The organism is Halopseudomonas bauzanensis (assembly GCF_900114735.1).
In the GTDB taxonomy this organism is placed as follows: Bacteria; Pseudomonadota; Gammaproteobacteria; order Pseudomonadales; family Pseudomonadaceae; genus Halopseudomonas; species Halopseudomonas bauzanensis.
The window spans coordinates 538,686-563,909 of sequence record NZ_FOUA01000001.1; the positions used below are offsets into that span (position 1 = coordinate 538,686).

The 25,224-nt window shown below is 61.4% G+C and carries 21 protein-coding genes; 14 read left to right on the plus strand and 7 right to left on the minus strand.

What is annotated here, in order from left to right; genetic code table 11:
* The first annotated feature begins 24 nt into the window (after window positions 1-24).
* Window positions 25-1,188, plus strand: a complete 1,164-nt coding sequence (locus tag BM267_RS02540; protein WP_074778034.1) for a PepSY-associated TM helix domain-containing protein — start codon at window positions 25-27, stop codon at window positions 1,186-1,188.
* Window positions 1,189-1,246: 58 nt separating this feature from the next.
* Here BM267_RS02540 and BM267_RS02545 read toward each other — a convergent pair whose 3' ends face one another.
* Window positions 1,247-1,993 carry a hypothetical protein gene (locus tag BM267_RS02545; protein ID WP_036988726.1) on the minus strand — a complete coding sequence of 249 codons (747 nt, stop codon included), beginning with the start codon at window positions 1,991-1,993 and terminating at the stop codon, window positions 1,247-1,249.
* Window positions 1,994-2,178: 185 nt separating this feature from the next.
* On the opposite strand from BM267_RS02545, the gene BM267_RS02550 reads away from it, so the two are divergent.
* Window positions 2,179-2,958, plus strand: coding sequence for a methyltransferase (locus tag BM267_RS02550; protein ID WP_074778032.1), 780 nt, complete (start codon window positions 2,179-2,181; stop codon window positions 2,956-2,958).
* 1 nt (window position 2,959) lies between these two features.
* Here BM267_RS02550 and BM267_RS02555 read toward each other — a convergent pair whose 3' ends face one another.
* Genes BM267_RS02555 through BM267_RS02565 form a run of 3 tightly spaced genes read right to left on the minus strand, consistent with a single transcriptional unit; the run spans window position 2,960 to window position 5,705 of the window.
* Window positions 2,960-4,309: an MATE family efflux transporter gene (locus tag BM267_RS02555; RefSeq protein ID WP_074778030.1), complete on the minus strand. Its 1,350-nt coding sequence runs from the start codon at window positions 4,307-4,309 to the stop codon at window positions 2,960-2,962.
* A gap of 24 nt (window positions 4,310-4,333) precedes the next feature.
* On the minus strand, window positions 4,334-4,705 hold the full coding sequence (locus BM267_RS02560; RefSeq protein WP_074778028.1) for a translation initiation factor Sui1: 372 nt from the start codon (window positions 4,703-4,705) through the stop codon (window positions 4,334-4,336).
* 13 nt (window positions 4,706-4,718) lie between these two features.
* Window positions 4,719-5,705 (minus strand): DUF2333 family protein, encoded by a 987-nt coding sequence (locus BM267_RS02565; protein WP_036988721.1) that lies wholly within the window; start codon window positions 5,703-5,705, stop codon window positions 4,719-4,721.
* A gap of 135 nt (window positions 5,706-5,840) precedes the next feature.
* On the opposite strand from BM267_RS02565, the gene BM267_RS02570 reads away from it, so the two are divergent.
* The 12 genes from BM267_RS02570 (at window position 5,841) to BM267_RS02625 (ending at window position 20,749) form a co-directional block, all read left to right on the plus strand.
* Window positions 5,841-6,677, plus strand: a complete 837-nt coding sequence (locus tag BM267_RS02570) for a CvfB family protein (protein WP_074778026.1) — start codon at window positions 5,841-5,843, stop codon at window positions 6,675-6,677.
* A gap of 78 nt (window positions 6,678-6,755) precedes the next feature.
* Window positions 6,756-8,567 carry a protein-disulfide reductase DsbD gene (dsbD, locus tag BM267_RS02575; protein ID WP_235818230.1) on the plus strand — a complete coding sequence of 604 codons (1,812 nt, stop codon included), beginning with the start codon at window positions 6,756-6,758 and terminating at the stop codon, window positions 8,565-8,567.
* A gap of 162 nt (window positions 8,568-8,729) precedes the next feature.
* Entirely contained in the window at window positions 8,730-9,173 is a 444-nt protein-coding gene (gene aroQ, locus BM267_RS02580; RefSeq protein WP_074778022.1) for a type II 3-dehydroquinate dehydratase, read from the plus strand.
* A gap of 34 nt (window positions 9,174-9,207) precedes the next feature.
* Window positions 9,208-9,666 carry an acetyl-CoA carboxylase biotin carboxyl carrier protein gene (gene accB, locus BM267_RS02585; protein WP_036988715.1) on the plus strand — a complete coding sequence of 153 codons (459 nt, stop codon included), beginning with the start codon at window positions 9,208-9,210 and terminating at the stop codon, window positions 9,664-9,666.
* 19 nt (window positions 9,667-9,685) lie between these two features.
* Window positions 9,686-11,026, plus strand: coding sequence for an acetyl-CoA carboxylase biotin carboxylase subunit (accC, locus tag BM267_RS02590; RefSeq protein ID WP_074778020.1), 1,341 nt, complete (start codon window positions 9,686-9,688; stop codon window positions 11,024-11,026).
* A 112-nt stretch (window positions 11,027-11,138) separates the two neighbouring features.
* Window positions 11,139-12,029, plus strand: a complete 891-nt coding sequence (gene prmA, locus BM267_RS02595) for a 50S ribosomal protein L11 methyltransferase (protein WP_074778018.1) — start codon at window positions 11,139-11,141, stop codon at window positions 12,027-12,029.
* Between the two features lie 72 nt (window positions 12,030-12,101).
* Window positions 12,102-13,283: a zinc-ribbon and DUF3426 domain-containing protein gene (locus BM267_RS02600; RefSeq protein WP_074778016.1), complete on the plus strand. Its 1,182-nt coding sequence runs from the start codon at window positions 12,102-12,104 to the stop codon at window positions 13,281-13,283.
* Window positions 13,284-13,432: 149 nt separating this feature from the next.
* Window positions 13,433-14,449, plus strand: a complete 1,017-nt coding sequence (gene dusB / locus BM267_RS02605; protein ID WP_268873967.1) for a tRNA dihydrouridine synthase DusB — start codon at window positions 13,433-13,435, stop codon at window positions 14,447-14,449.
* Window positions 14,446-14,772 carry a DNA-binding transcriptional regulator Fis gene (gene fis / locus BM267_RS02610; protein WP_036988711.1) on the plus strand — a complete coding sequence of 109 codons (327 nt, stop codon included), beginning with the start codon at window positions 14,446-14,448 and terminating at the stop codon, window positions 14,770-14,772. The genes dusB and fis overlap by 4 nt, the downstream gene beginning before the upstream one ends.
* 73 nt (window positions 14,773-14,845) lie before the next feature.
* The gene (gene purH / locus BM267_RS02615; protein ID WP_074778012.1) at window positions 14,846-16,453 is read left to right on the plus strand and encodes a bifunctional phosphoribosylaminoimidazolecarboxamide formyltransferase/IMP cyclohydrolase; all 1,608 of its coding nucleotides are present in this window, start codon (window positions 14,846-14,848) and stop codon (window positions 16,451-16,453) included.
* Window positions 16,454-16,552: 99 nt separating this feature from the next.
* Window positions 16,553-17,833: a phosphoribosylamine--glycine ligase gene (gene purD / locus BM267_RS02620; protein WP_074778010.1), complete on the plus strand. Its 1,281-nt coding sequence runs from the start codon at window positions 16,553-16,555 to the stop codon at window positions 17,831-17,833.
* A gap of 132 nt (window positions 17,834-17,965) precedes the next feature.
* On the plus strand, window positions 17,966-20,749 hold the full coding sequence (locus tag BM267_RS02625; RefSeq protein WP_143063006.1) for a response regulator: 2,784 nt from the start codon (window positions 17,966-17,968) through the stop codon (window positions 20,747-20,749).
* A 235-nt stretch (window positions 20,750-20,984) separates the two neighbouring features.
* Here BM267_RS02625 and BM267_RS02630 read toward each other — a convergent pair whose 3' ends face one another.
* The 3 genes from BM267_RS02630 to rplI all read right to left on the minus strand — a co-directional run bounded on the left by BM267_RS02630 (window position 20,985) and on the right by rplI (window position 25,217).
* Entirely contained in the window at window positions 20,985-23,195 is a 2,211-nt protein-coding gene (locus tag BM267_RS02630) for a YgiQ family radical SAM protein (protein ID WP_074778720.1), read from the minus strand.
* Between the two features lie 15 nt (window positions 23,196-23,210).
* Window positions 23,211-24,614: a replicative DNA helicase gene (dnaB, locus tag BM267_RS02635; protein WP_036988706.1), complete on the minus strand. Its 1,404-nt coding sequence runs from the start codon at window positions 24,612-24,614 to the stop codon at window positions 23,211-23,213.
* Window positions 24,615-24,770: 156 nt separating this feature from the next.
* Window positions 24,771-25,217 carry a 50S ribosomal protein L9 gene (rplI, locus tag BM267_RS02640; protein WP_036990051.1) on the minus strand — a complete coding sequence of 149 codons (447 nt, stop codon included), beginning with the start codon at window positions 25,215-25,217 and terminating at the stop codon, window positions 24,771-24,773.
* Window positions 25,218-25,224 lie beyond the last annotated feature (7 nt).

Sequence of the window (25,224 nt, forward strand, 5' to 3'; positions counted from 1 at the left end):
CCTTATGCATTTCGGATAAAAATCATGCGTTCCATCCTGTTGTATCTTCACCGCTACCTTGGATTGGCCATGGCGCTGTTTCTGGCGCTGGCGGGCCTGACCGGCAGCATTCTCGCCTTTCACCATGAGCTGGATGAATGGCTCAACCCCGAGCTGTACCACACCAGCTCCACTGGCCCGGTACTGCCACCGGAGCAACTGGTCGAGCGGGTAGAAACCGCCTGGCCACGCATGCAGGTGTGGTACATGGAGTTTCCCGACGAGACCGACCATGCCGCGCTACTGGCGATGGTCCCGCGCACCGACCCGGAGACCGGCAAACCCTGGCCCGACAGGCCAATAGTGCGCTATCTAGATCAGGTCACCGGCGAGCAGGTCGGCGAGCGTTACTGGGGTGATTGCTGCTTCTCCCGCCGTAACTTCGTGCCCTTCATGCTGGAGTTTCATTACAACCTGACCCTGCCCGGCAACTGGGGGCTGTGGCTGATGGGGCTGGTGGCCATCGCCTGGGTGCTGGACTGCTTCATCGCCCTGGTATTGACCTTTCCCCGTGGGCGGCCGTTCTGGCAGAAGTGGCAACGGGCCTGGAAGATCAAGCGCGGCCACGCCACGCGGGTCAATCTGGATATTCACCGCGCCGGCGGCCTCTGGCTATGGTTGCTGTTGTTGCCGGTAGCTGTGAGCAGCGTGGCGATGAACCTGCCGGAGCAGATCTTCAAGCCGGTGGTGTCGCTGGTCTCGCCGGTGGCGCCGAGTGTCTATGAAGCACGCAGCGAATTGCCGGCCGAGGAATTGGGCATCACCGGTTATGGCTACGGCGAAGCCTATCAATTGGCGATGGAGCATGCCCGTGAGCTGCAGTTGCTAGAGCCCATCACCGAGTTGTACTACAGCTTCGAATACAACTTCTATGGCGCGGGTTTTGGCGATCATGCCAGCAATGAAGGCAATGCCTGGATCTTCTTCCACGGCACGGACGGTCGTTTGCTGGGGCAGGAAATCCCCGGTCAGGGCACCTGGGGCGAGCGGTTCTTCCAGCTGCAGGCGCCTATCCATGGCGGACGGATTCTCGGCCTGCCGGGGCGCATCCTGATTGCTGTGCTGGGTGTGGCGATTTTCGTGCTGTCGATAACCGGCGTGATCATCTGGTGGCGCAAGCGGCAGGCGCGGCAGTTGCGCCGGGCCTGAAAAAACGATCCCGCAGACGAGACCGGCTGCGGGATCACGGGGACAACTCAGCGATGGATCAGAACAGCACGCCCAGCTTGACGCCGAACTCGTTGCTTTCCAGCTCGGTGTTGTCTGCCAGCATGTAATCATCATCCAGCTCGTAATTGGTCTGGGTGTAATACACCCCCGCGGTGAAGGGGAAGCCTTGGCCACGGTCCCAGAGGAAGTTCAGCTCCGCATAGGGGTTGAACTTGTTCTTCAGATCAGCGGTTTCGCTGCCATACCCGGTCAGCTTCACCTTGCCCTCGCCTTCAATGCTGTAACGGGTACCCACCTCCAGCCGGGTGGTCAAGGTGTCACCTTGATGGTGCCAACCGATCGCGGCCTTGGCGAAGGGGCTCTTGTTACTCAGCTCCACGTCGGCGTTACTGCGTTCCAGCTCAAAGCGAGTCCAGTCGTAACCCAGACCGACCAGCATGTCGAAGTTGCTGTTGTTGCTCAACGGCATGCGCACACCGAGGTCCGCTTCAGCACGGGCGTCCTTGACCTCGTTGTCATTCTTTTCGCCGTAACGGATATCGGCACCAATCTGGAAAATCGTGCCGGGGCCACCCGTCATCTTGTTGCCGTAATTGTAGAAAATACCACCCTTGCCGACAGTCTCGTCACGACCATCGACATCATCGTTATCCGAGTTCATTTCATATTTGTCAGCAGCGATGATGATGCCCAGATTGGAGACCGGATCTGCAGCCAGAACATAGGTCGACCCAGCCATCAATCCCACGGCAGAAACCGGAATCAATATTTTGCTAAGGCGCATAAGGTATTTCCTCTTGGTTTATTACCTGAGTAAATACCGACCGGCCGGCCGCAAAGAAGTTCGTATTTTCCTACCGATTCGCTACGTAAGGCCATGAATGTGAAGGCACCTGATATACTTCTAGACCTTGAATCCTCTCGTCCGCAGTCGCTTGTGATTGCCCATGCGCAGGTAGAAAATTCTTTATGACCGATCGGTATTTCGACCAGTTGGGCACCCATTTCGCGCGCAAGATATACGCCGGCCCCAAGGGTGCGATTCGCCTTGCGGTACTTACTCGCGACCTTCAGGAGTGGCTGGCCGAGCTCGCGCCCGAGGGTCAAGCGCTACGGGTTCTGGATGCCGGTGCTGGCTTGGGGCATATCAGCGAATGGCTGTTGCAGCGGGGCCACAGCGTGACGGTCAGCGACCCTGCCGAAGAAATGCTGGACGCCGCTCGCGAGCGCCTGGCAAGCCAACCGCTGCAGCCGGGCCAGTCGTTGCAGTTTCTGCAGTTGCCGTTACAGCAGTTGCCGGCCCGGGGCGAGCGCTACGACCTGGTGATCTGTCACGCAGTGCTGGAATGGCTGGCGGACCCGGCCAGCGCCCTGCTTTGCCTGCGGCAACTGATCAACGATGCGGGCGCCGTATCACTGGCCTTCTACAACCGCGACGCGCTGATCTACAAGAACCTGATCAAAGGCCAGTTCCGCAAGCTGCAACGCAACCAGCTGGCCGGCGAAGGCAAGCGCAGTCTGACACCTCAGCAGCCATTGGACCCACGTGAGGTATATAGCTGGATAGCGGCGGCGGGGTTCGATCGCCGCGAGCAGACCGGCGTGCGGGTATTCCATGACTATATGCACGAGCCGTTCAAGGGCGAGGCCGATGCGCAACAGGTGATCGAGCAGGAATTGCTGTATAGCCGGCACCCGGCTTACCGGCATCTGGGGCGCTATCTGCATTGCTGGCTGAGAGCCGATTGACCTATGCGGGCATCCAGCGATCCCGCCGCCACAGCCAGATGAACCAACCGCCGAGCAATACACCACGCGCCAGCATGAACAGATAGAACCCCAGCCAGATTCCGTGGTTGCCGGTATCACGCAGCAACCAGGCAGCCGGCAGATAGATCAGCAGCACCGCCAGCACCATGGCATTGCGCATGGCGCGCGCGCGGGTGGCGCCGATGAACAATCCATCGAGCAGATAGCTCCAGACCGCCACCAGCGGCATCCAGGCCATCCACGGCAGATAGTCGAAAGCTACCTGGCGGATCGACTCGAGGTCGGTCAACAGGCTGATGATCTGATTGCCGAACAGATTGAATACCAGCACAAAACCCACCCCGACCACCAGTGACCAGAACGTGCTGACGACCAGCACGCGCTTGAACGCCAACCGATTGCGCTGGCCCATGGCATGCCCACCGAGCGCCTCGACCGCGTGGGCCAGACCGTCCAGTCCGTGGGAGGTGAGCAACAGGAAGTTAAGCAGTACCGCATTGGCTGCGACGACCGAGTCGCCCAGCCGGGCGCCTTGCAACACCAGCAGATAGAACACCAGCTCCAGCGCCAGGGTGCGGATCAGTATGTCCCGGTTGGCCCGAATCAGCGGCGCCGCACCACGCAGGCGCAACGCGTCAGTCCAGCGCATCACCCCGGGATAACGCGCCAATACCGGGCGCAGCAACGCCAGCCCCAGCAGCAGCCCGACATAATCGCCGATAACCGTCGCCCAGGCCGCCCCGGCCACGCCCCACTCCAACACTACGACGAGGAAAACGTCGAGCACGACGTTGGTGATATTCACCGCCAACAACAGATACAGCGGCGCGCGGGCGCGCTGAGCACCGATGAACCAGCCGACCAGCACAAAGTTGGCCAGGGCCGCCGGCAGGCTTACCAGGCGGATATTGAAATAGATCCGCGCCTGTTCCAGCAGCTCGGCACTGCTATCAAGAAAATACAGGCCCGCGGTCAGCAATGGCTCGTGCACCAGCCACACCAGCAATGCGAGCAGCAGCGCCAGCCATAGCGGCTGCAGCAATACCAGGCGCAGCTTGTCACCGTTATTTTCCCCGCATGCCTGGGCGGCGAAACCGGTAGTACCCATGCGCAGGAAACCGGCGGCCCAGAGAATGAAGGTCATCAGCGTCGCACCCACCGCGACCCCACCCAGATGATGGGCACCATCCAGATGGCCGACCACGGCGGTATCCACCAGCCCGACCAGGGGCACGCTGATATTGGACAGGATCATCGGCGTCGCCAGCGCCCAGACCCGGCGATGGGTCAGACGATGGCGCGCGGTGGTAAGCAGACCAGAGGGGGTCAAGACATCGAGTCCCGCATTCAGATATCAGCCACCGGAGCGCTTGGCCTTGAGGCCTTCATCAATCAGCCATTGGCAAAGCATGTCGGCCCGATCACCCTGAATCTCGATTACCCCATCCACCACCGACCCGCCGCAACCGCAGCGGGCCTTGATGCGCTTGGCCAGGGTCTTGAGTTCGTCGGCCGGCAATGCCAGGCCACTGATAGTGGTCACCGTCTTGCCGCCACGCCCCTTGGTCTCCCGGCGTACCCTGGCGACGCCGTCGCCAGCGGGTATCTGCGGCTGACCACAGGTACAGGCATCCTGCGGTTGTCGACAGTCGGGGCACATACGCCCCGCATCGGTGGAGAATACCAGCCCGCCAAGTGAGCCGAATCCTGTCTGGCGCTTGCTCATAATGCTGTTTGCCTCAACCCTGCTCAAGCAATCGACGCAGGTCGATCAGGGCCGCGTTGGCGCGAGACAGATAATTGGCCATGACCAGCGAATGATTGGCCAACACGCCAAAACCGCCGCCATTGAGGATCATCGGGCTCCACATGGGGGCCTGGGTGGCCTCCAGCTCACGGATGATCTGACGCAGGCTGACCAGAGCATTCTTGTTGTTCAGCACGTCAGCATAATCCTTCTCCACCGCGCGCAGCAGGTGGACCAGCGCCCAGGCACTGCCGCGGGCTTCGTAGAAGACGTTGTCGATCTGCAACCATGGGGTCTGCTTGCGTTCACGCCCGCCCTCGTTCAAGGGAGTGCGAGCCACACTGGCCGACAGTCGCTGGGACAGCGAGCCCAGTCGCGTGCTGACATCGTTGATCCAGCCAGCCAGGTTGTCGGCACGGGTGTAGAAACTGGCGTTGCCGCTTTCCAGGCGCTCGATGTAATCATCCAGCTGCCGGATCCCGGCACGGTATTCATTTTCACTGGCGGGCAGGGCCCAGCTTTTGTGATCGAAGTGGAACAGCGGCTCGGCCTTGGAGAGAGCCGCATCTTCAGTGGACTGGGATTGCGAGCGGGCCATGTCGCGGCGCATGGAGCGGGTAATATCTCGTACCTGCACCAGCACACCAAATTCCCAGCTGGGCATGTTGTCCAGCCAAAGACCGGGCGGAGTGATGTCATTGCTGATAAAACCGCCGGGCTTGTCCAGCAAGGTACGGGCAACTTCCCTGACGGTGCGGGCTGTGTAGGAGCCCGTGGTCAGCGAGTCCATATTGCCCACCGGCACGACGTTCAGATCTTCCAGATCAGGCTCGCGACTCCAGTACCAACCGAGCAGCAAACAGACGACCAGATAAACCAACAGCACCACGGCTATCGTCTTGCCCAGCACTCGCTTGTTCTCGTTATCGAGCAGGCCTGCCCCGCCCTCGGTATCGCGTCTACGCCTGGAAAATTTCATCGACCCTCTCCCCTTCTCTGTGCAGCCGCAAGCATAGCATCTGTGCCCGGCGTTCACACCGCTCAGACCGTTCAGAGCGGCCCTTTTGACCCATTTCGGTTAGAATGACTGCTCCCGCCTTTCAGGACACTATTCATGGCCGCCATCGGACACTTCAACAACCTGTCGATCGTTAAACATACGGGCTTCGGCCTCTACCTCGACGGCGGCCCACATGGTGAGATTCTGCTGCCCAATCGTTACATCCCCAAGGATCAGCCCACCGAGATCGGCGACTGGCTGCGAGTGTTCATCTATCGGGACAGCGAAGACAAGCTGATCGCCACTACCCAGCGACCCAAGGTCCAGGTGGGGGAATTTGCCAGCCTCAAGGTGGTCGAGATTACCCGCGTCGGGCTGTTTCTGGATTGGGGACTGCCCAAGGACCTGTTGTTGCCGCATTCCGAGGAGAAACGCCCGCTCCAGGTCGGCGATCATTGCGTGGTGTATGTCTACCTCGACAAACACAGCGAACGCATCACCGCCACCGCGCGACTGGACCGCCACCTCGACCAGACGCCAGCCAGCTATCAGTCTGGCGAAACCGTGGACCTGCTGATCGTCGAGCCCTCGGACCTGGGCTACAAGGCGATCATCAACCATCGTCACTGGGGGTTGGTGCACAAGAACGAGATGTTCAAACCCCTGCGGCCCGGCCGGCGCGAACGGGGATATATCCGCGAAGTACGCCCGGACGGCAAGGTCAGCCTGAGCCTGCAGCCGGTGGGGCGCGATGCTGGCGACAGCCTGCAGGCGCTGATCATGCAGACACTGGAAGAAAACAATGGTGTGCTGAACCTCAGCGACAAGAGCGCGGCTCCGGAAATCGCCCGGCTGTTCGGCGTCAGCAAAGGCAGCTTCAAAAAGGCCATCGGCGGACTCTACCGCCAGGGGCTCATCGTCATCCATCCAGACCGGATCGAACGTGCCTGATAAATCCGGTGGCAATGTGTCACTGGTATTCGCGGCGCCAGCCTTTAATATACCGGCAAGCTCTTTTCGGATATGCCCATGTCGTTGATACGTCTTCTGTTGATTACCCTGCTGCTCGGCAACGCTGCCCTGGCTAGCGCCAATACCGCAGGCAATACCGGGCTCGATAACCTGTTCGGCAGCGCCAATGTGGGCAGCACCACCGAGTTTCTACCGGTGCACCAGGCCTTTCGCGCCGGTATTGTCGAGGCGGAGGACGAACGCATCCAGCTGCAGTTCGACATCGCTCCTGAGTACTACCTGTACCGGCACCGGCTGAAATTCGAGCTGCTCGGTGGCGATGGTCAGATCACCCAGGTCAAACTGCCGGATGGCGTGGACCGCACCGACGAGTTCTTCGGCGATGTCGAGGTGTACTACAACAGCCTCAACGTGCAGCTGGCTGTCGCGCCGGGCAGCGCCCCGGCCAGCCAGTTGCGCGTCGAGTACCAGGGCTGCGCCGATGCCGGATTGTGCTATCCACCGGAGATTCTGCTGCTGGACCTGCCGTCTGCAGGCGGCACCAGCGCCTCAGGCAGCACCGGCTCCGCTGCCGACAGCACAGCGCCTGCCAATGACTCCTCCCTGTGGCTGTCGCTGCTGTTGCTGTTCGCCGCCGGCCTGGCGCTGACTTTCACTCCCTGCGTGCTGCCCATGGTGCCGATTCTCACCAGCATGGTGCTGGGCCGCGAGAATATCGATCGCCCGCGGGCCTTTGCTCTGTCGCTCAGCTACGTACTTGGCATGGCGCTTACCTTCGCCGCAGTCGGTGCGCTGATCGGCCTGTTCGGCGCCGCATTGAATATCCAGGCACGCCTGCAATCGCCCTGGGTGCTGGGCGTGTTCGCCGTCTTCTTCGTGGTCTTCGCCATGGCCATGTTCGACGTATTCAACCTGCGCCTGCCCGCCTTTATCCGCGGCCCGGCGGAAAATCTCGGTAATCGCGCCCAGGGTGGCTCGATCCCCGGCGCGGCGGTCATGGGCGCGCTGTCCTCACTAGTGGTCTCGCCGTGCATTTCCGCGCCACTGGCCGGCGCATTGATCTATATCAGCGCCACTGGTGACGCCTGGGGCGGCGCCCTGCGCCTGTTCGCCCTGGCCATCGGGATGGGTGTGCCTCTGATTCTGGTAGCGATGTTCGGCAAGACCCTGCTGCCCCGCTCCGGCCCTTGGCTCAACCAGGTCAAGCAGGCCTTCGGCTTCGGTTTGCTGGCCGTGGCCATCTGGTTGCTGGAACGAATCATTCCCGGCCCGCTGAGCCTGGCGCTGTGGGCAGCACTGGCGGCAGGCGTTGCCGTCCAGCTCGGCCTGTTCGACCGGGGGCCGCGCAGCGGCATCGCCCGGGTGGCCCAGGCTGCGGCGCTGTTGTTCGCCATCTACTCAGCCGCTGCCCTGTTCGGCGCGCTGGCCGGCAATTCCGATCCGCTGCGGCCGCTGCACGCGCTTGCCAACAGCAGCTCCGCAGTCAACAACAGCGAAACCAGCTATTTCACCAAGGTCACCACCGCCGAGGGGGTCCGCCAACAACTGGAGCAGGCGCGTGCAGCAGGTCGTCCGGCGATCGTCGAGCTGTCCGCCGATTGGTGCATCAGCTGCAAGGTGATTGAGCGGGAGATCATCAACCATCCCAGCGTGCGGGCGGGCCTGGACGGATTCGTACGCGTGCAGTTGGATGTGACCGATAATACAGCCGACCAACGCGCCTGGCTGACCGAACAACAACTGTTCGGACCGCCCGCGTTCCTGTTTCTGGATAGCCAGGGGCAGGAGATTCCAGAGCTACGGATTCAGGGCGAAGTGCCGCGCGAGACTTTCATTCGCTATATGAATGCAGCGGTGGAGGCTGGTTGATGGGCTCCGCCCTCCTCAATCAAATTCCGCAAAAACCCAGCCATCATGCTGACATCTGATGACATACCACTGGTTCTGGACAGCTCTTTAGTAATCCGGCAAACTCTTCGCCCATTGATGACCGTCGAGTCAATTGCCAACCAACGCCCCGGAATTTTCTGAATGGCCAGTTTCCTGGTTCTGCATGGACCCAATCTGAATCTGCTCGGCAGCCGCGAACCCGGTTTGTATGGTGCCGTCACCCTGGAGCAGATCAACAACCGACTGCTCGAACAGGCCCAGCGCGATGGTCACCAGCTGCAGGTGCTGCAGAGCAACGCCGAGTACCAGCTGATCGACCGCATTCACGCCGCCCGGGACGAAGGCATCGATTTCATCATCATCAATCCCGCCGCCTTTACCCATACCAGCGTCGCAATACGTGACGCATTGCTGGCGGTGAGCATCCCATTCATCGAAGTGCATCTTTCCAACGTGTACAGACGCGAAGCCTTCCGTCATCACTCCTATTTTTCGGACATCGCCGAGGGAGTCATCTGCGGGCTGGGAGCTGAAGGTTACGCACTGGCTCTGCAAGCGGCTGTACGCAGACTCGAACAAAACTGAAACGATCAACATTTGCCCTGGAGCGCAAGTACCAATGGATATCCGCAAAGTAAAGAAACTCATCGAACTGCTTGAAGAATCCGGCATCGACGAGCTGGAGATTCACGAAGGCGAAGAATCCGTTCGGATAAGCCGGCACAGCCAGCAGGCCGCCATGCCCCAACAGTATTTCCAGGCCCCGGTCGCCGCTGCACCAGCACCTGCCGCAGCTCCGGCTGCCGCCGCCCCTGCCGCCGAAGCCGCTCCGGCCGAGCCGTCCGGCCACCTGGTTCGCTCGCCGATGGTCGGTACCTTCTACCGCTCGCCGTCGCCTGAATCGCCTTCCTTTGTTGAAGTCGGCCAGACCGTCAAGGCCGGCGACGTGCTGTGCATCGTTGAAGCCATGAAGATGATGAACCACATCGAAGCGGACAAGACCGGTGTCATCCAGGCGATCCTGGTGGACAACGGCCAGCCGGTGGAATTCGATCAACCCCTGTTCAGCATCGCCTGAGCCCGACCCGGAGGCTGCGATGCAGAAAGTACTCATAGCCAACCGTGGCGAAATTGCACTGCGCATCATCCGCGCCTGCAAAGAGCTGGGGTTGAAGACCGTGGCAGTGCATTCCACTGCCGACCGCGAACTCATGCACCTGGCGATGGCTGACGAAACCGTCTGCATCGGCCCGGCCGTCGCGACCGAGTCATACCTGAACATCCCTCGCATCATCAGCGCGGCGGAAGTCACTGGCGCCGACGGTATCCACCCCGGCTACGGCTTCCTGGCGGAAAACGCCGATTTCGCCGAACAGATCGAGAATTCCGGCTTCACCTTTATCGGCCCCAGCGCCGAGGTGATTCGCCTGATGGGTGACAAGGTCTCGGCCATTGCCGCCATGAAGAAGACCGGCGTACCGACGGTGCCCGGCTCCGATGGTCCGTTGCCCGAGAACGAGGACGAGTGCCTGAAGATCGGCCGTCGGGTCGGTTATCCAGTGATCATCAAGGCCGCCGGTGGTGGTGGTGGTCGCGGCATGCGCGTGGTGCACAAGGAAGAAGAGCTGATCAAATCGATCCGCCTGACCCGCACCGAAGCCGGCGCGGCCTTCGGCAACCCGATGGTCTACCTGGAAAAATTCCTGACCAACCCGCGTCACGTGGAAGTGCAGGTACTGTCCGACGGCCAGGGCCACGCCATTCATCTGGGCGACCGCGACTGCTCCCTGCAACGCCGCCACCAGAAGATCATCGAAGAAGCCCCTGCCCCCGGTATCGACGAGAAGGCCCGTGCCGAGGTTCAGGCCCGCTGCGTTCAGGCTTGTATCGACCTGGGCTACCGTGGCGCCGGTACCTTCGAGTTTCTCTATGAGAACGGCGAGTTCTTCTTCATCGAGATGAACACCCGGATTCAGGTGGAGCACCCGATCTCCGAGATGGTTACCGGCATCGACATCGTCAAGGAGCAGATCCGTATTTGCGCCGGCGAGCCGTTGAGCATCAAGCAGGAAGATGTGGTCATTCGTGGTCATTCCATCGAGTGCCGGATCAACGCCGAAGACCCGAACAGCTTCATGCCAAGCCCCGGTACGGTGACTTTCTTCCACGCGCCCGGTGGCAACGGCGTGCGGGTAGATTCGCACCTGTACAGCGGCTACAAGGTACCGCCGAACTATGATTCGCTGATCGGCAAGCTGATCACCTACGGCGCCAGCCGGGATGAAGCCATGATGCGCATGCGCAACGCCCTGGATGAGCTGGTGGTTGACGGCATCAAGACCAATACCCCGCTGCACCGTGAACTGGTGCGGGACCCCGAGTTCTGCAAGGGTGGAGTCAACATCCACTACCTGGAACACAAGCTGGGTATCAGCTGATCCGATAAGCTCGTTGTCAGCTTATCAACCGGACCGGGAGGCAGAGCATCGCTTCCCGGTTTTTTATTTCCGCTGTTAGCTTTAAGCTTCCCCTTTTTCCCAAGGAAACATTATGCCCTGGCTCCAACTGCGTCTTGCCATTACCCCCGATCAGGCCGAGCCGATGGAGGACCTGCTGCTGGGGCTGGACGCCGTGTCGGTAACCTTTATGGACGCCGAGGATCAGCCGATCTTCGAACCGGACCTGGGTACGACGCCATTGTGGTCGCACACTCATCTGCTGGCGCTGTTCGAAGCCGACGCCGACCCGCAAACCCTGCTCGCTCAACTGCAACAGATCTGGCCAGGCGAGTTACCGGAACACCAATTCGAAGAGATCGCCGACCAGGACTGGGAACGCAGCTGGATGGACAACTTCCAGCCGATGCGCTTCGGCCGTCGCCTGTGGATCGTACCCAGCTGGCACGAGGCGCCGGAGCCGGACGCGGTGAATCTGCTGCTGGACCCCGGCCTGGCCTTCGGCACAGGTACTCACCCGACCACCGCCTTGTGCCTGGAATGGCTGGATGGCCAACAACTGGACGGCTTGCAGGTGATCGACTTCGGTTGTGGCTCGGGCATTCTGGCCATCGCCGCGCTGCTGCTGGGCGCCGACCGGGTCGTGGGAACCGATATAGACCCCCAGGCCCTGGAAGCCTCCCGGGACAATGCCCAGCGCAACCAGTTGGCGGACGCACGCCTGCCGCTATACCTGCCCGCTGACATGCCGGCCGAGCCGGCGGACTTGGTAGTAGCCAATATCCTGGCCGGCCCGCTGGTCAGCCTGGCGCCGCAGTTGACCGCCCTGGTCAAGCCCGGCGGGCGCATCGCTCTATCCGGTATTCTCGCCGAGCAAACCGAGGATATCCTGGCTGCCTACCGTGACGCCTTCGAGCTGGACCCGGTAGCCAACAAGGATGGCTGGATTCGGGTCAGCGGTGTACGGCGCGACGTAGCGCCGTGATGTGCTTGCGGGCACAATATCGCGCATATTGCATAGCGATGCGTCCCGATTGATCGCCGGTAAAGGATTCACATGAGCGAGCTGCTGGTCACCCAATGCCCTTTTTGCCAGACCCGTTTCCGGCTGACACCGGAACAATTGCAGGTCGCCGCCGGCAATGTGCGTTGTGGTGCCTGCCTGGAAGTCTTCCATGCTGCCGATACCTCCGTGCCTGCATCATCACCCGCTCCAGCACCGCAGCCGGCGGCACCGCAACGGCAGTCCGCATTGCTTGAGGATGATCTGGATGAGCCCGACCTGCAGGCCCTGGGGTTGGACGAGTCGATCATTGATGAGGTCAATCCCGGTGGCATGACCGGCCATCGGCGCACCGAATTGGCAGCGGCCGAGCCCCCTGCAGCCACTCAGACCACCGTCGAGGCGCAAGCTGACGAGCCGGCAACCGACGGTTTCGCCGATCTGCATGAGGACTTTCTCGCCACGCCTCCGGCCCAGGATTTTGGCCCGGACTTCGACCATAACCGGCTTGGCATCCAGAGCCTGCGACCAGTCGATGAGGAGTATGCCGACCGGGGCATCTTCCGCCGCGACCAGCCCGCCGATACCCCCCGACCCGCACCCGAGCCTACTAGCGACGATACCGGGACGGCAGCCATGGCAGCCGACCCGACCGTGGCCGATGGTCCGGGGACTGATGACCGTCAGGAGCCGATCATCAGCCCCATGCTCTGGCCAGAATTGGATGAGGCGCTACTGGAAACGCCGCCGGCCCGCCGCCGTCAGCGCCCCTGGCTGTGGGGCACGCTCTGTGTGCTGGCATTGTTGGCCTTGCCGGCACAGTTCATCTATTACAATTTCGATGCCCTGGCCCGTGACCAGCGCAGCCGGCCGCTGCTCGAGAACCTGTGCTTTCTCGCCCAATGCGAACTACCGGCCCGGGTGGATATCAGCCGTATCCGCAGTGCCAATCTGCTGGTGCGCCAGCATCCCGAGTTTCCCAACGCCCTGGCCATCGATGTGATTCTCTACAACCGGGCGGATTTCGAGCAGCCGTTTCCGGTGTTGCAGATGCACTTCACCGATGCCGGTGGTCGTAATGTGGCCAGCCGGCGCTTCCGTCCAGAGGAGTATCTCTCGGGTGAACTGGCCGGCGTCCGGCTGATGCCACCACAGACGCCAATCCATGTGGCCCTCGATATGCTTGATCCGGGCCCGCAGGCCAGCGGCTACAGTCTGGAATTTGCCAGCCCCTGAGCAATGGGGCTTGGCACGACTCAGTCGATCCATTGATCAAATATCAGCCAGACAGTCTTTATATGGTCATCGGTAGCAGGTATGATAGCGGCCCTCTTCACATTTCTGACCCTGCCCGAACACGTCCTGCGGTTTTGGGGCGCACACCATTGACCAACGAGTACAGGGATGGACATGCAGTGATCAGCATCGGACCCTATCAGTTGACCAGCCGCGTGATCCTGGCTCCCATGGCCGGTGTAACAGATCGCCCATTCCGCAGCATGTGCCGGAAACTGGGTGCCGGCCTGGTGGTCTCGGAGATGGTCACCAGTGATACCCGCCTCTGGCATAGCCGCAAATCCCGCCAACGCCTCGATCATAGCGGCGAGCCGGCACCCCGTTCAGTGCAGATTGCCGGCGGCGACCCGCAGATGATGGCCGATGCCGCGCGGATGAACCGCGACAATGGCGCCCAGATTATCGATATCAACATGGGTTGCCCGGCGAAGAAGGTCTGCAACAAGGCCGCCGGTTCCGCCCTGTTACGCGACGAGCGGCTGGTGACGGAGATTCTTGAAGCCGTGGTCGGCGCCGTGGATATTCCGGTGACGCTGAAGATCCGTACCGGCTGGGACCCAGAGCACCGCAACGGCGTGACGATCGCGCGCATCGCCGAGCAGAGCGGTATCCAGGCACTGGCCGTGCATGGCCGCACCCGCAGCGAGCTGTACACCGGGCAGGCCGAGTACGACACCATCGCCCGCATCCGCCAGGCAATTTCCATCCCGCTGTTCGCCAATGGCGATATCGACTCTCCGGAGAAAGCCCGCGATGTGCTGGAGCAGACCGGCGCCGATGCGGTGATGATCGGCCGCGCCGCCCAGCGTCGCCCCTGGATCTTTGGCGAGATCGAACACTATCTGTGCCACGGCGAATCGCTGCCCGAACCGGGCCTGGCCTGGCAGCAGACCCTGCTGCTGACTCACCTTGATGCCTTGCATGAATTCTATGGTGAACAGCAGGGCGTGCGCATCGCCCGCAAGCATGTCGGCTGGCAACTGGAAGCACTCACCGGAGCCGAAGAGTTCCGCCGCCACTTCAACCGCATGGATTGTGCCCAGCAGCAACGCCTTGCGATTGCAGACTTCTTCAACCGCTTGATGGATGGAGGCCTCGCGGCATGAACCAACTGAATACATCCCAGATCGACGGAAACCTACCCGTGAGCGAGACCCCCGAGGCAGATCTATCCTGCCCCCCGAACGACCCCCTGGCCGGAACACAGACCCTGCGCGACAGTGTCGAACAGGCGCTGCGTAACTATTTCGAGCATCTGGACGGCCAGGATGTCACCGACGTCTACAACATGGTGCTGGCGGAAATCGAAGCGCCGCTGCTGGAAAGTGTCATGGACTACGTGCGCGGCAACCAGACCCGCGCCTCGGAGGTGCTGGGGCTGAACCGCGGCACCCTGCGCAAAAAGCTCAAACAGTACGGCCTGCTCTGAATGCGCAACCTGTTTTTCGCTTGAAGCCTCGCCGCTTGAAGCTGTTTCTTCACCAACCTGATATGGATCCAAGATGACCGACCAAACCACCCGCCTGCCGGTACGCCGCGCGCTGATCAGCGTCTCGGACAAGACCGGTATTGTCGATTTCGCCCGTGAACTCAGCGCGCTGGGCGTGGACATTCTGTCCACCGGCGGCACCTACAAACTGCTGCGGGACAATGGCATCGACGCCGTGGAAGTCGCCGATTACACCGGCTTCCCGGAAATGATGGACGGTCGGGTGAAAACGCTGCATCCGAAGATCCATGGCGGCATTCTCGGCCGTCGCGACCTGGACGGCGCGGTCATGGCCGAGCATGGCATCCAGCCGATCGACATGGTGGTGGTCAACCTTTACCCCTTCGCGGCGACCGTGGCCAAACCCGGCTGCACCCTGCCCGACGCTATCGAGAATATCGACATTGGCGGCCCGACCATGGTCCGCTCGGCAGCCAAGAACCACAAGGATGTCGCGATCGTGGTCAATGCTGGTGATTACGCCAGCCTGCTGGACGGCCTCAAACAAGGTGGCCTGACCTACGCCCAGCGTTTCGATCTGGCGCTCAAGGCGTTCGAGCACACCGCTGCCTATGACGGCATGATTGCCAATTACCTGGGCACCATCGACCAGAACCGCGATACGCTGAGCACCAATGACCGCACCGCCTTCCCGCGCACCTTCAATAGCCAGTTCACCAAGACTCAGGACATGCGCTACGGGGAGAACCCGCACCAGAGTGCCGCCTTCTACCGCGAAGCCGAGCCGGCGGAAGCTTGCATCGCCACCGCCACCCAGCTGCAGGGCAAGGAACTGTCCTACAACAATGTTGCCGACACCGACGCCGCGCTGGAGTGCGTCAAGAGCTTCAGCAAGCCGGCTTGCGTCATCGTCAAGCACGCCAACCCCTGCGGTGTAGCGGTGGTCCCGGAAGATGAAGGTGGCATTCGCAAGGCTTATGAGCTGGCCTTCGCCACCGATAGCGAATCCGCCTTCGGCGGCATCATCGCTTTCAACCGCGAGCTGGACGGCGACACAGCCAAGGCTATTGTCGAGCGCCAGTTCGTCGAAGTGATCATCGCGCCCAGCGTCAGCGCCGAAGCCCGCGACATTGTTGCCGCCAAAGTCAATGTGCGCCTGCTCGAATGCGGCCAGTGGCCGGCCGAACGGGTCCAGGACCTGGACTACAAGCGCGTCAATGGCGGCCTGCTGGTGCAAAGCCGGGATACCGGCATGATCACCGAAGCCGACCTTAAAGTGGTGACCAAGCGCGCGCCGACCGAGAAGGAAATCCACGACCTGATTTTTGCCTGGAAGGTAGCCAAGTTCGTTAAATCCAACGCCATCGTCTATGCCAGCAACCGCCAGACCATCGGTGTGGGCGCCGGCCAGATGAGCCGGGTCAACTCCGCGCGCATTGCCGCCATCAAGGCTGAGCATGCCGGTCTGCCGGTCGAGGGCGCGGTCATGGCTTCCGACGCCTTCTTCCCGTTCCGCGATGGTATCGATAACGCTGCGGCCGTGGGTATCCGTGCGGTGATCCAGCCCGGCGGTTCCATGCGCGACCAGGAAGTGATCGATGCCGCTGATGAGGCCGGTATTGCCATGGTATTCACCGGCATGCGTCACTTCCGTCACTGAGTAGGGTTACGGCCGCGCTGAAGCCGCATCTGCTGGCTTCAGCGCGGCCTTGTTTCGAGTTGCTAGCGGAACCCCAAATGCAATTTTGAGGTATACAGAATGAATGTACTGATTATCGGCAGTGGCGGGCGTGAGCATGCCCTGGCGTGGAAAGTGGCGCAGGATGAGCGCGTCGAGAAAGTCTTTGTCGCCCCGGGCAACGCCGGTACCGCAATCGAGGCCAAGTGCGAGAACCTGGCCATTGATGTGCTGGAACTGGACAAGCTGGCCGACTTTGCCGCTGCCAATGTCGCGCTGACCATCGTCGGCCCTGAAGCCCCGCTGGTTGCGGGCGTGGTCGACCTGTTCCGCGAGCGCGGCCTGCAATGCTACGGCCCGACTGCCGGCGCTGCCCAACTGGAAGGCTCCAAGGCTTTCACCAAGGACTTCCTGGCGCGCCACAAGATTCCCACCGCCGATTACGCCAACTTCACTGAAGTCGAACCGGCGCTGGCCTACCTGCGTGACAAAGGCGCGCCGATCGTGATCAAGGCCGACGGCCTGGCCGCCGGCAAGGGCGTGATCGTTGCCATGACACTGGCAGAGGCCGAAGCAGCGGTCCGCGACATGCTGGCGGGTAACGCCTTCGGTGCAGCCGGCTCACGGGTAGTCATCGAGGAGTTCCTGGATGGCGAGGAAGCCAGCTTCATCGTCATGGTCGACGGCGAGCATGTATTGCCGATGGCCACCAGCCAGGATCACAAACGGGTCGGCGATGGTGACACCGGCCCCAATACCGGCGGCATGGGCGCTTACTCCCCCGCACCGGTGGTGACCAGTGCAGTACACCAGCGGGTCATGGACGGAGTCATCTGGCCGACCGTGCGCGGCATGGCGGCTGAAGGAAATGTCTATACCGGCTTCCTGTATGCTGGCCTGATGATCGACAAGTCGGGCGCACCCAAGGTGATCGAATTCAATTGTCGTTTCGGTGACCCAGAGACCCAGCCCATCATGCTGCGTCTGCAGAGCAGCCTGGTGGAGCTGATCGAGGCTGCCCTCGCAGGCAACCTGGACCGTACCGATGCCCGCTGGGATCCCCGTCCAAGCCTGGGCGTGGTGCTGGCGGCCGGTGGCTATCCGGGCGACTATACCAAGGGCCAGGTTATTAACGGCCTCGATCAGGCCACCAGCGTCGATGGCAAGGTATTCCACGCGGGTACCGCGCTGCAGGACGGCAACGTCGTCACCCAAGGTGGACGTGTGCTGTGCGCCACCGCACTGGGTGACAGCGTCAAGGCAGCGCAGCAGGGCGCTTATGATCTTGCCGAAAAGATCAGCTGGGATGGCTGCTTCTACCGCTCGGACATCGGCTACCGCGCCATCGAGCGGGAAAGCTGAGTTCCGGCCCGCCGCCCCTTGATCCGGTCGGCGGGTTATCGGCGACGCCGTGGCTATCACCAGGCCAGCCTTGCACTCGGCCGTGCAGCTCAGCAGAATAGTCGTTCATTGCCCAAGGATAGGACAGATAAATTGAAGCAGACTCTGAGGTTGTTGTGCGCCAGTCTGGTGGGCCTTTGTCTGTTGATGGACAATCTGTGGGCTCAGGACGCTGGCAGTGCGCATTCAGGCTACCAGACCTTCGTCGATACCAGCGGTCAGCTGGCATTGAATGACATTCTTTCCAATCGCTACGCCAACCTGTTCGTTCCCAGCACCGGCAGCCCCTTCAAACTGCCCGGCGGGACTGCCGCACTGTGGGTGCAGGTGCCATTGCAGCATCAGGACACCTACCTGCTGGAACTGCACAACCCGAGCATTGCCCGTATCCATGTTTATCTCCTGAGAAACGATGTGTTGCGCGCGGCGTATACCGGCGGCACCACCAATGCCCGCGCCACGGTGCCCCTGCCCCATGAGGGTTTCGCCTTTCCCATCAACGTGCAGGCCAGCCCCGAACAGAAACTACTGGTACGGCTACAGAACGATTATCCGGTCAGCACCCATCTCAGTCTGGTGACACTGAGCGAAGCCACCCGCATCCACACCCGGCATCAGGCGCTGCAGGGCATGCTAGTCGGTCTGCTGCTGGGGCTGGCGTTGAATTGCCTGTTGCAGGGTTCATTGCGCAACGACCCACTGCATCTGCTGATGGCAATAAGCGCCCTGCTGTTCGGCCTGAGCAGCCTCAGCGGCGTCGGTTGGGCGCTGCATAACCTGGAGTTCCTACAAGGCCGTACCGGGGCCTTGCTGCATCTGTCCGGCCTGGTTGTACTTGCCGCGACCCTGCATGGCCTGTACCCGATCCCCGGCACCGCGGGTGATCGCAGTGAGCGCATCGCCATTCTGCTGGTCGGCGCCCTCATACTACTGCTCAGCATCGCACTGCCCGGTCTGCTCGAACAGACGCTGTCGATCGTACGCATCGGTCTGCCGCTGACCATGGCCTTGCTGAGCGCCGTAATGCTGTGGCGGCGTGAGCATATCGACCGGTTGTTTCTGTGCGGCACGCTGCTGTTGATCGGTAGCTGGCTGCTCGAACAGGCGCTCGGTGTACCGCCCCATGACCTGACCCGGCACCTGGTCGACTTTCTGTTGTGGGGCGCGCTGGCCTGCTATTCCGCCAGCCTTTACCGGCGCCTGCAACGCAACATGATCAAGCGCGTCAGGCAGCGCCACGAGGAAGCGGCCTTGCTGGCTCAGCGCAATGCCCGGGCGGAGTTCCTGGCCCGCATCAGTCATGAAGTTCGCACGCCCATGAACGGGGTGTTGGGCATGTCCGAGCTGCTGCTCAACACGGCCCTCTCGTCCAAGCAGCGCGATTACGTGCAGACCATCCATGGATCAGGCACCGAGCTGCTGAGCCTGATCAATGATATTCTGGACATCTCACGGCTGGAGTCCGGGCAACTGACGCTCGATAACCTGCGCTTCGACCTGCACGCATTGATCAATGACTGCCTCGAGAACCATCGCAACCGCCTCGCCAGCCAGCCAATAGAACTCATCGGCTTTATTCACCCGGATGTCCCCCAACTGATGGAAGGTGATCCGGCCCGTCTGCGGCAGGTCATCATGAGTCTGCTGAACAGCGCCACGCTGAATACTGCCGACGGCGAGATTCTACTGGCCGTCGGCCTGGAACGTCAGGTCTCCGACCTCCCGGTGCTGCGTCTGGCCATTCAGGACAGCGGTCACGGCATGAGTGCCGATGCCCGCAGCAGCCTGCTGGACATTGCCACCCCCGGTGAGCGACTGCTGCGCATACTTGAAGGCCAGGGACAGTTGTCGCTGTACATTTCGCAACAGCTGATCCGCATGATGGGTGGCCAGGTGGGTATCAAGGAAGGCGCCGGAGGACTGCCCGGCGGCGCGGCGGCTGCCGGGACCACCGTGTGGGTGTCGATACCGGCACGCTTTATCGACAGCCCGGTGGAGGCCGATCAACAGGGCCGCTGCCTGGTCGACCGCAGCATCCTCATCGTCGATGACAATGCCACCTCCCGCAAGGTACTGCAGCAGCAGGCCAGCGCCTGGCAAATGGCACCCCGCACCGCCTCCAGCGGCCGTGAGGCGCTGGCCATCCTGCGCGCCCAGGCCAACCTTGACAGCCCCTTCGATATCCTGGTGGTCGACCAATCCATGCCCGGCATGACCGGCCTGGAACTGGCCAGCAAGATCAAGGACGACCCGATCATCAGCAATGATCTGCTGGTGGTCATGCTGACCGGCGTGAACCAGTTGCCCAGCCGTATCGTTGCCCGTAATGCCGGGATCCACCGGGTGCTGAACAAGCCGGTGTCCGGCCATACACTGCGGGCTACCCTGATCGATGGCTGGCTGCAATGTCGCGAGCAAGCCACCGCGGCGCTGCGCCGGGAAGCGCAGCAGGCTTCGGAACAGCGCTCGGAACAGGCCGATTTTATGGTGCTGGTCGCTGAGGATAACGCCGTTTCCACCCGTGTGATTCAGGGCATGCTGTCAAAACTGAAGGTGGCCTGCGAGGCGGTGGAGAATGGCAGGGAGGCGGTGCAAGCGGTTACCCAGAATCGTTATGACCTGGTCCTGATGGATTGCGAGATGCAGGAGATGGACGGATTTACCGCCACGGAGCAGATCCGCCAATGGGAGCAGCAACATGCCCTGTCGCCGATTCCGATCATTGCCCTGACCGCTCACATCCTCCCGGAGCATCGCGAGCGGGCACGTCGCTCCGGTATGAATGGCCACATGGCCAAGCCGATCGACCTGGCCCAACTCAAGGCGTTACTGGATCATTGGATGGCGCAGCGAACGCCCCGATCAAAGGACCGTTGAGAGCCCGCCTGTGAATGCAGCCGGACCGCTGCACCCGTCGTGGCGACGGCATAGTTGGCCAGCAGGGTGTTGACTATGGTTCTGATCGACATGGGGGCAGCTCCTCCTGTTTGAACTGCCAACCATACTGCCCCGACGATACGGCCTCGACCATTGAAATGCTTCAATGGTCGCCATAGATCGAATTACCTGCCCAGAGAGTACCGCCCCGCTCCGTCAGGAGCCGGGCGGTCATTCAACGTTGCGGGCGATTTGCCCCACCACGCCGCTTGCTCTTGCCGGCACCGGTTTCCCGCGGCGGCAGGCCAGTGTGCTGAGTGAGCAGCTGGCCGGCCTTGGGAGTGCCCGGCTTGGTGGACTGCTTGCGCCGGGCGCTGTGGTAGCCGCCCTCGATCGCCGGCTGGAAGGTCGGAATCAGATGCTGCTTGCTGTTACCGATAAGATCGGCGCGGCCCATTTCCTTTAGCGCCTCGCGCAGCATCGGCCAGTTGTTGGCATCGTGATAACGCAGGAATGCCTTGTGCAAACGACGCTGCTTCTCACCTTTGACGATGCCCACCTCTTCGGTCTTGTAACCCACCTTGCGCAGCGGGTTCTTGCCTGAGTGGTACATGGCTGTGGCAGTTGCCATCGGAGAGGGATAGAACGCCTGTACCTGATCCGCCCGGAAGCCGCTGCGTTTGAGCCACAGGGCCAGATTCATCATGTCTTCATCGGTGGTACCCGGATGGGCGGCGATGAAATAGGGAATCAGATATTGTTCCTTGCCTGCCTCCCGGCTGTACTTCTCGAACATCTTCTTGAAGGTGTCGTAACTACCGATGCCCGGCTTCATCATCTTCGACAGCGGGCCTTCCTCGGTGTGCTCGGGAGCGATTTTCAGATAGCCACCGACATGATGACTCACCAGCTCCTTGACGTATTCCGGCGAACGTACCGCCAGGTCGTAACGCAAGCCCGAGGCAATCAGGATGCGCTTGACGCCCGGCAACTCGCGCGCCTTGCGATACAACCCGATCAGCGAGGAATGGTCGGTATTGAGATTATCGCAAACGCCCGGCCAGACACAGGACGGCTTGCGGCAGGACGCCTCGATCTCCGGGCTCTTGCAGGCCAGACGATACATATTGGCGGTCGGCCCGCCGAGATCGGAAATGGTCCCGGTAAAGCCAGGCACCTTGTCGCGGATCTCTTCGATCTCGTTGATGATCGACTCGTGGGAGCGGCTCTGGATAATGCGACCTTCGTGCTCGGTGATCGAGCAGAAGGTGCAGCCACCGAAACAACCGCGCATGATGTTCACCGAGAAGCGGATCATGTCGTAGGCGGGAATCTTCGCATCACCATAGGCCGGGTGCGGAATCCGCGCATAGGGCAGCCCAAACACGTAATCCATTTCTTCGGTGCTCAGGGGAATCGGCGGCGGATTGAACCAGACGTCCCGATCCCCGTGACGCTGCACCAGCGCCCGGGCGTTGCCGGGGTTGGTTTCCAGGTGCAGCACGCGGTTGGCGTGAGCATAGAGCACCGGATCATTGCGCACTTTCTCATAGGAAGGCAGACGGATCACGGTACGGTCGCGCTCCAACCGCGGATGATGCAGCAGCTCGACGACCTGCACCTCGGCATCGGTCGTCGTCTCGGGCGCATCCCCCGCCGCCTGCTCTACCGCGCAAGCGGCGGTATCCTGGGTGTTAACGTAGGGGTTGATGATCTTGTCGACCTTACCGGGCCGGTCTACGCGGGTAGAGTCCAGCTCGAACCAACCCTCCGGCGTGTCCTTGCGGATGAACGCCGTACCGCGGATATCCGTCATGCTGCCAACGGGTTCGCCACGGCTCAGGCGATGGGCGACTTCCACCACGGCCCGCTCGGCGTTGCCGTAGATCAGGATATCGGCCTTGGTGTTGATCAGCAGCGAGGGTCGGACCTTGTCCTGCCAGTAATCGTAATGGGCAATGCGCCGCAGCGACGCCTCGATGCCACCGAGGATCACTGGCACATCCTTGTAGGCCTCGCGGCAGCGCTGGCAATAGGACAGGCTGGCGCGATCCGGACGCTTGCCGGCCTTGCCGCCAGCGGTGTAGGCATCATCAGAGCGAATCTTGCGATCAGCGGTGTAGCGGTTGATCATGGAGTCCATGTTGCCGGCGGCGACCCCGAAGAACAGGTTCGGCTTGCCCAGCTGCATGAAGTCGTCCTTGCTGTGCCAGTTGGGCTGGCTGATCATGCCGACACGAAAGCCCTGGGCCTCCAGCAGACGGCCGATGATGGCCATACCGAAGGACGGGTGATCCACATAGGAATCCCCGGTCACGATGATGATGTCGCAACTGTCCCACCCCAGCTGATCCATTTCCGCACGACTCATCGGCAGGAAAGGCGCCGGACCGAAGCACTCGGCCCAATAGCGGGGATGATCGAACAGCGGTCGGGCCGCCGGCATGCTGAGCGCCATTACCTACTCCTCCCCGTAGCCCTGGTATGAACCGGGCGCGAGGTTTTCAAATCGGGTGTATTTACCAATGAAGGCCATGCGGCACGTGCCGATAGGACCGTTCCGCTGCTTGCCGATGATCAGCTCAGCGATGCCCTTGTCCTGGGTGTCGGGATGGTAGACCTCATCCCGGTAGACGAACATGATCACGTCGGCGTCCTGCTCGATAGCGCCGGATTCACGCAAGTCCGAGTTGATCGGTCGCTTGTTCGGTCGCTGCTCCAGCGAGCGGTTGAGCTGGGATAGGGCCACCACCGGCACGTTGAATTCCTTGGCCAGGGCCTTGAGCGAGCGGGAGATCTCGGAAATCTCGTTGGTACGGTTCTCCGATGAGGCGCCGCCGATCCGCATCAACTGCAGATAGTCGATCATGATCAACCCCAGATCACCGTGCTCACGCACCACCCGCCGCGCCCGGGCGCGCATTTCCATGGGCGACAGGCCAGCGGTATCGTCGATGAAGAGTTTCCGATCATTCAGCAGATTCACTGCCGAGGTCAGCCGCGGCCAATCCTCGTCGTCGAGGCGACCGGAGCGGACCTTGGTCTGGTCGATACGTCCCAGGGACGACAGCATACGCATGATCAGCGATTCACCTGGCATTTCCAGCGAGAACACCAATACCGCCTTCTCACCGCCCATGACCGCATTCTCCACCAGATTCATGGCGAAGGTGGTTTTACCCATGGACGGACGACCGGCGACAATCACCAGGTCCGCCGGCTGCAGGCCAGAGGTCATGCCATCCAGATCGGTGAAGCCGGTGGACAGGCCGGTGATCGAACCTTCGCTGTTGAACAGCGTATCGATACGATCGATGGCCTTGGTCAGCAGCGTATTGACCGATTCGGGGCCGCCGGTCTTGGGGCGGCTTTCGGCAATCGCGAAGATCTTGCGCTCGGCATCGTCGAGCACCTCATTGGGCTGCAGGCCCTTGGGGTTGAACGCGGTGTCGGTGATTTCGGTACTGACGCTGATCAACTGGCGCATGGTCGCGCGCTCGCGGATGATCTGCGCATAAGCGCCGATGTTCGCGGCCGAGGGGGTATTCTTGGCCAGTTGCCCCAGATAGGCCAGGCCGCCAACTTGATCGATCAACCCTTCCCGGTCCAGATCCTCGGCCAGGGTGACCACATCAAACGGTTGATTGCGCCCAGCCAGACGCACCAGCGCACGGAAGATCAGGCGATGATCGTGACGATAGAAATCCGTTTCGCTGACCAGCTCGGCAACCCGCTCCCACGCGGTATTTTCCAGCATGACACCACCGAGTACAGCCTGTTCGGCTTCGATGGAGTGCGGCGGAATTTTCAATGCAGTGGTCTGCAGGTCAAGCTCGGGACGCTCGGCGTAAATCTGATCACTCATGGCTAGAGGCTCGAATCCTGAATCGGCGGGCTTCACATAAAACAACACGGCGCCTGTCGGGGACAAGCGCCGTGCTGGCAAGTCTACCAGAGCAAATCACCCGATCGCGACCATAGGTCGGGACCGGGTGACAGGTCTTGCAGTTGCGGGTACTGCTTAGCCGGCAACCACTACCAGCTTGACGGTAGCTTCAACGTCAGTGTGCAGGTGCACGGCAACGTCAAACTCACCGACAGTGCGCAGCGGGCCTTCAGGCAGGCGCACTTCGCTCTTTTCCAGCTCAACGCCAGCGGCGGTCACGGCATCAGCGATGTCGCGAGTACCGATGGAACCGAACAGTTTACCTTCCTCGCCAGCATTGGCGCTGATGGTAACGGACAGCTCGGCCAGCTTGGCAGCGCGTGCTTCAGCTTCGCCCTTGCGTTCTGCAGCAGCCTTTTCCAGCTCAGCGCGACGCGCTTCGAAGGCTTCTACGTTAGCGGCGGTAGCCGGAGTTGCCTTACCGAACGGCAACAGGAAATTGCGAGCGTAACCAGCTTTAACGGCGACCTTGTCGCCCAGGTTACCCAGATTCGCGATCTTTTCGAGCAGGATAACTTCCATTGCGATG

What these genes read in the sequence shown, in the direction of transcription:
- BM267_RS02540 (WP_074778034.1), top strand. Translation starts at nt 25, where the DNA reads ATGCGTTCCATCCTGTTGTATCTTCACCGCTACCTTGGATTGGCCATG.
- BM267_RS02545 (WP_036988726.1), bottom strand. Translation starts at nt 1,993, where the DNA reads ATGCGCCTTAGCAAAATATTGATTCCGGTTTCTGCCGTGGGATTGATG.
- BM267_RS02550 (WP_074778032.1), top strand. Translation starts at nt 2,179, where the DNA reads ATGACCGATCGGTATTTCGACCAGTTGGGCACCCATTTCGCGCGCAAG.
- BM267_RS02560 (WP_074778028.1), bottom strand. Translation starts at nt 4,705, where the DNA reads ATGAGCAAGCGCCAGACAGGATTCGGCTCACTTGGCGGGCTGGTATTC.
- BM267_RS02565 (WP_036988721.1), bottom strand. Translation starts at nt 5,705, where the DNA reads ATGAAATTTTCCAGGCGTAGACGCGATACCGAGGGCGGGGCAGGCCTG.
- BM267_RS02570 (WP_074778026.1), top strand. Translation starts at nt 5,841, where the DNA reads ATGGCCGCCATCGGACACTTCAACAACCTGTCGATCGTTAAACATACG.
- dsbD (WP_235818230.1), top strand. Translation starts at nt 6,756, where the DNA reads ATGTCGTTGATACGTCTTCTGTTGATTACCCTGCTGCTCGGCAACGCT.
- aroQ (WP_074778022.1), top strand. Translation starts at nt 8,730, where the DNA reads ATGGCCAGTTTCCTGGTTCTGCATGGACCCAATCTGAATCTGCTCGGC.
- accB (WP_036988715.1), top strand. Translation starts at nt 9,208, where the DNA reads ATGGATATCCGCAAAGTAAAGAAACTCATCGAACTGCTTGAAGAATCC.
- accC (WP_074778020.1), top strand. Translation starts at nt 9,686, where the DNA reads ATGCAGAAAGTACTCATAGCCAACCGTGGCGAAATTGCACTGCGCATC.
- prmA (WP_074778018.1), top strand. Translation starts at nt 11,139, where the DNA reads ATGCCCTGGCTCCAACTGCGTCTTGCCATTACCCCCGATCAGGCCGAG.
- BM267_RS02600 (WP_074778016.1), top strand. Translation starts at nt 12,102, where the DNA reads ATGAGCGAGCTGCTGGTCACCCAATGCCCTTTTTGCCAGACCCGTTTC.
- fis (WP_036988711.1), top strand. Translation starts at nt 14,446, where the DNA reads ATGAACCAACTGAATACATCCCAGATCGACGGAAACCTACCCGTGAGC.
- purH (WP_074778012.1), top strand. Translation starts at nt 14,846, where the DNA reads ATGACCGACCAAACCACCCGCCTGCCGGTACGCCGCGCGCTGATCAGC.
- purD (WP_074778010.1), top strand. Translation starts at nt 16,553, where the DNA reads ATGAATGTACTGATTATCGGCAGTGGCGGGCGTGAGCATGCCCTGGCG.
- BM267_RS02630 (WP_074778720.1), bottom strand. Translation starts at nt 23,195, where the DNA reads ATGCCGGCGGCCCGACCGCTGTTCGATCATCCCCGCTATTGGGCCGAG.
- dnaB (WP_036988706.1), bottom strand. Translation starts at nt 24,614, where the DNA reads ATGAGTGATCAGATTTACGCCGAGCGTCCCGAGCTTGACCTGCAGACC.
- rplI (WP_036990051.1), bottom strand. Translation starts at nt 25,217, where the DNA reads ATGGAAGTTATCCTGCTCGAAAAGATCGCGAATCTGGGTAACCTGGGC.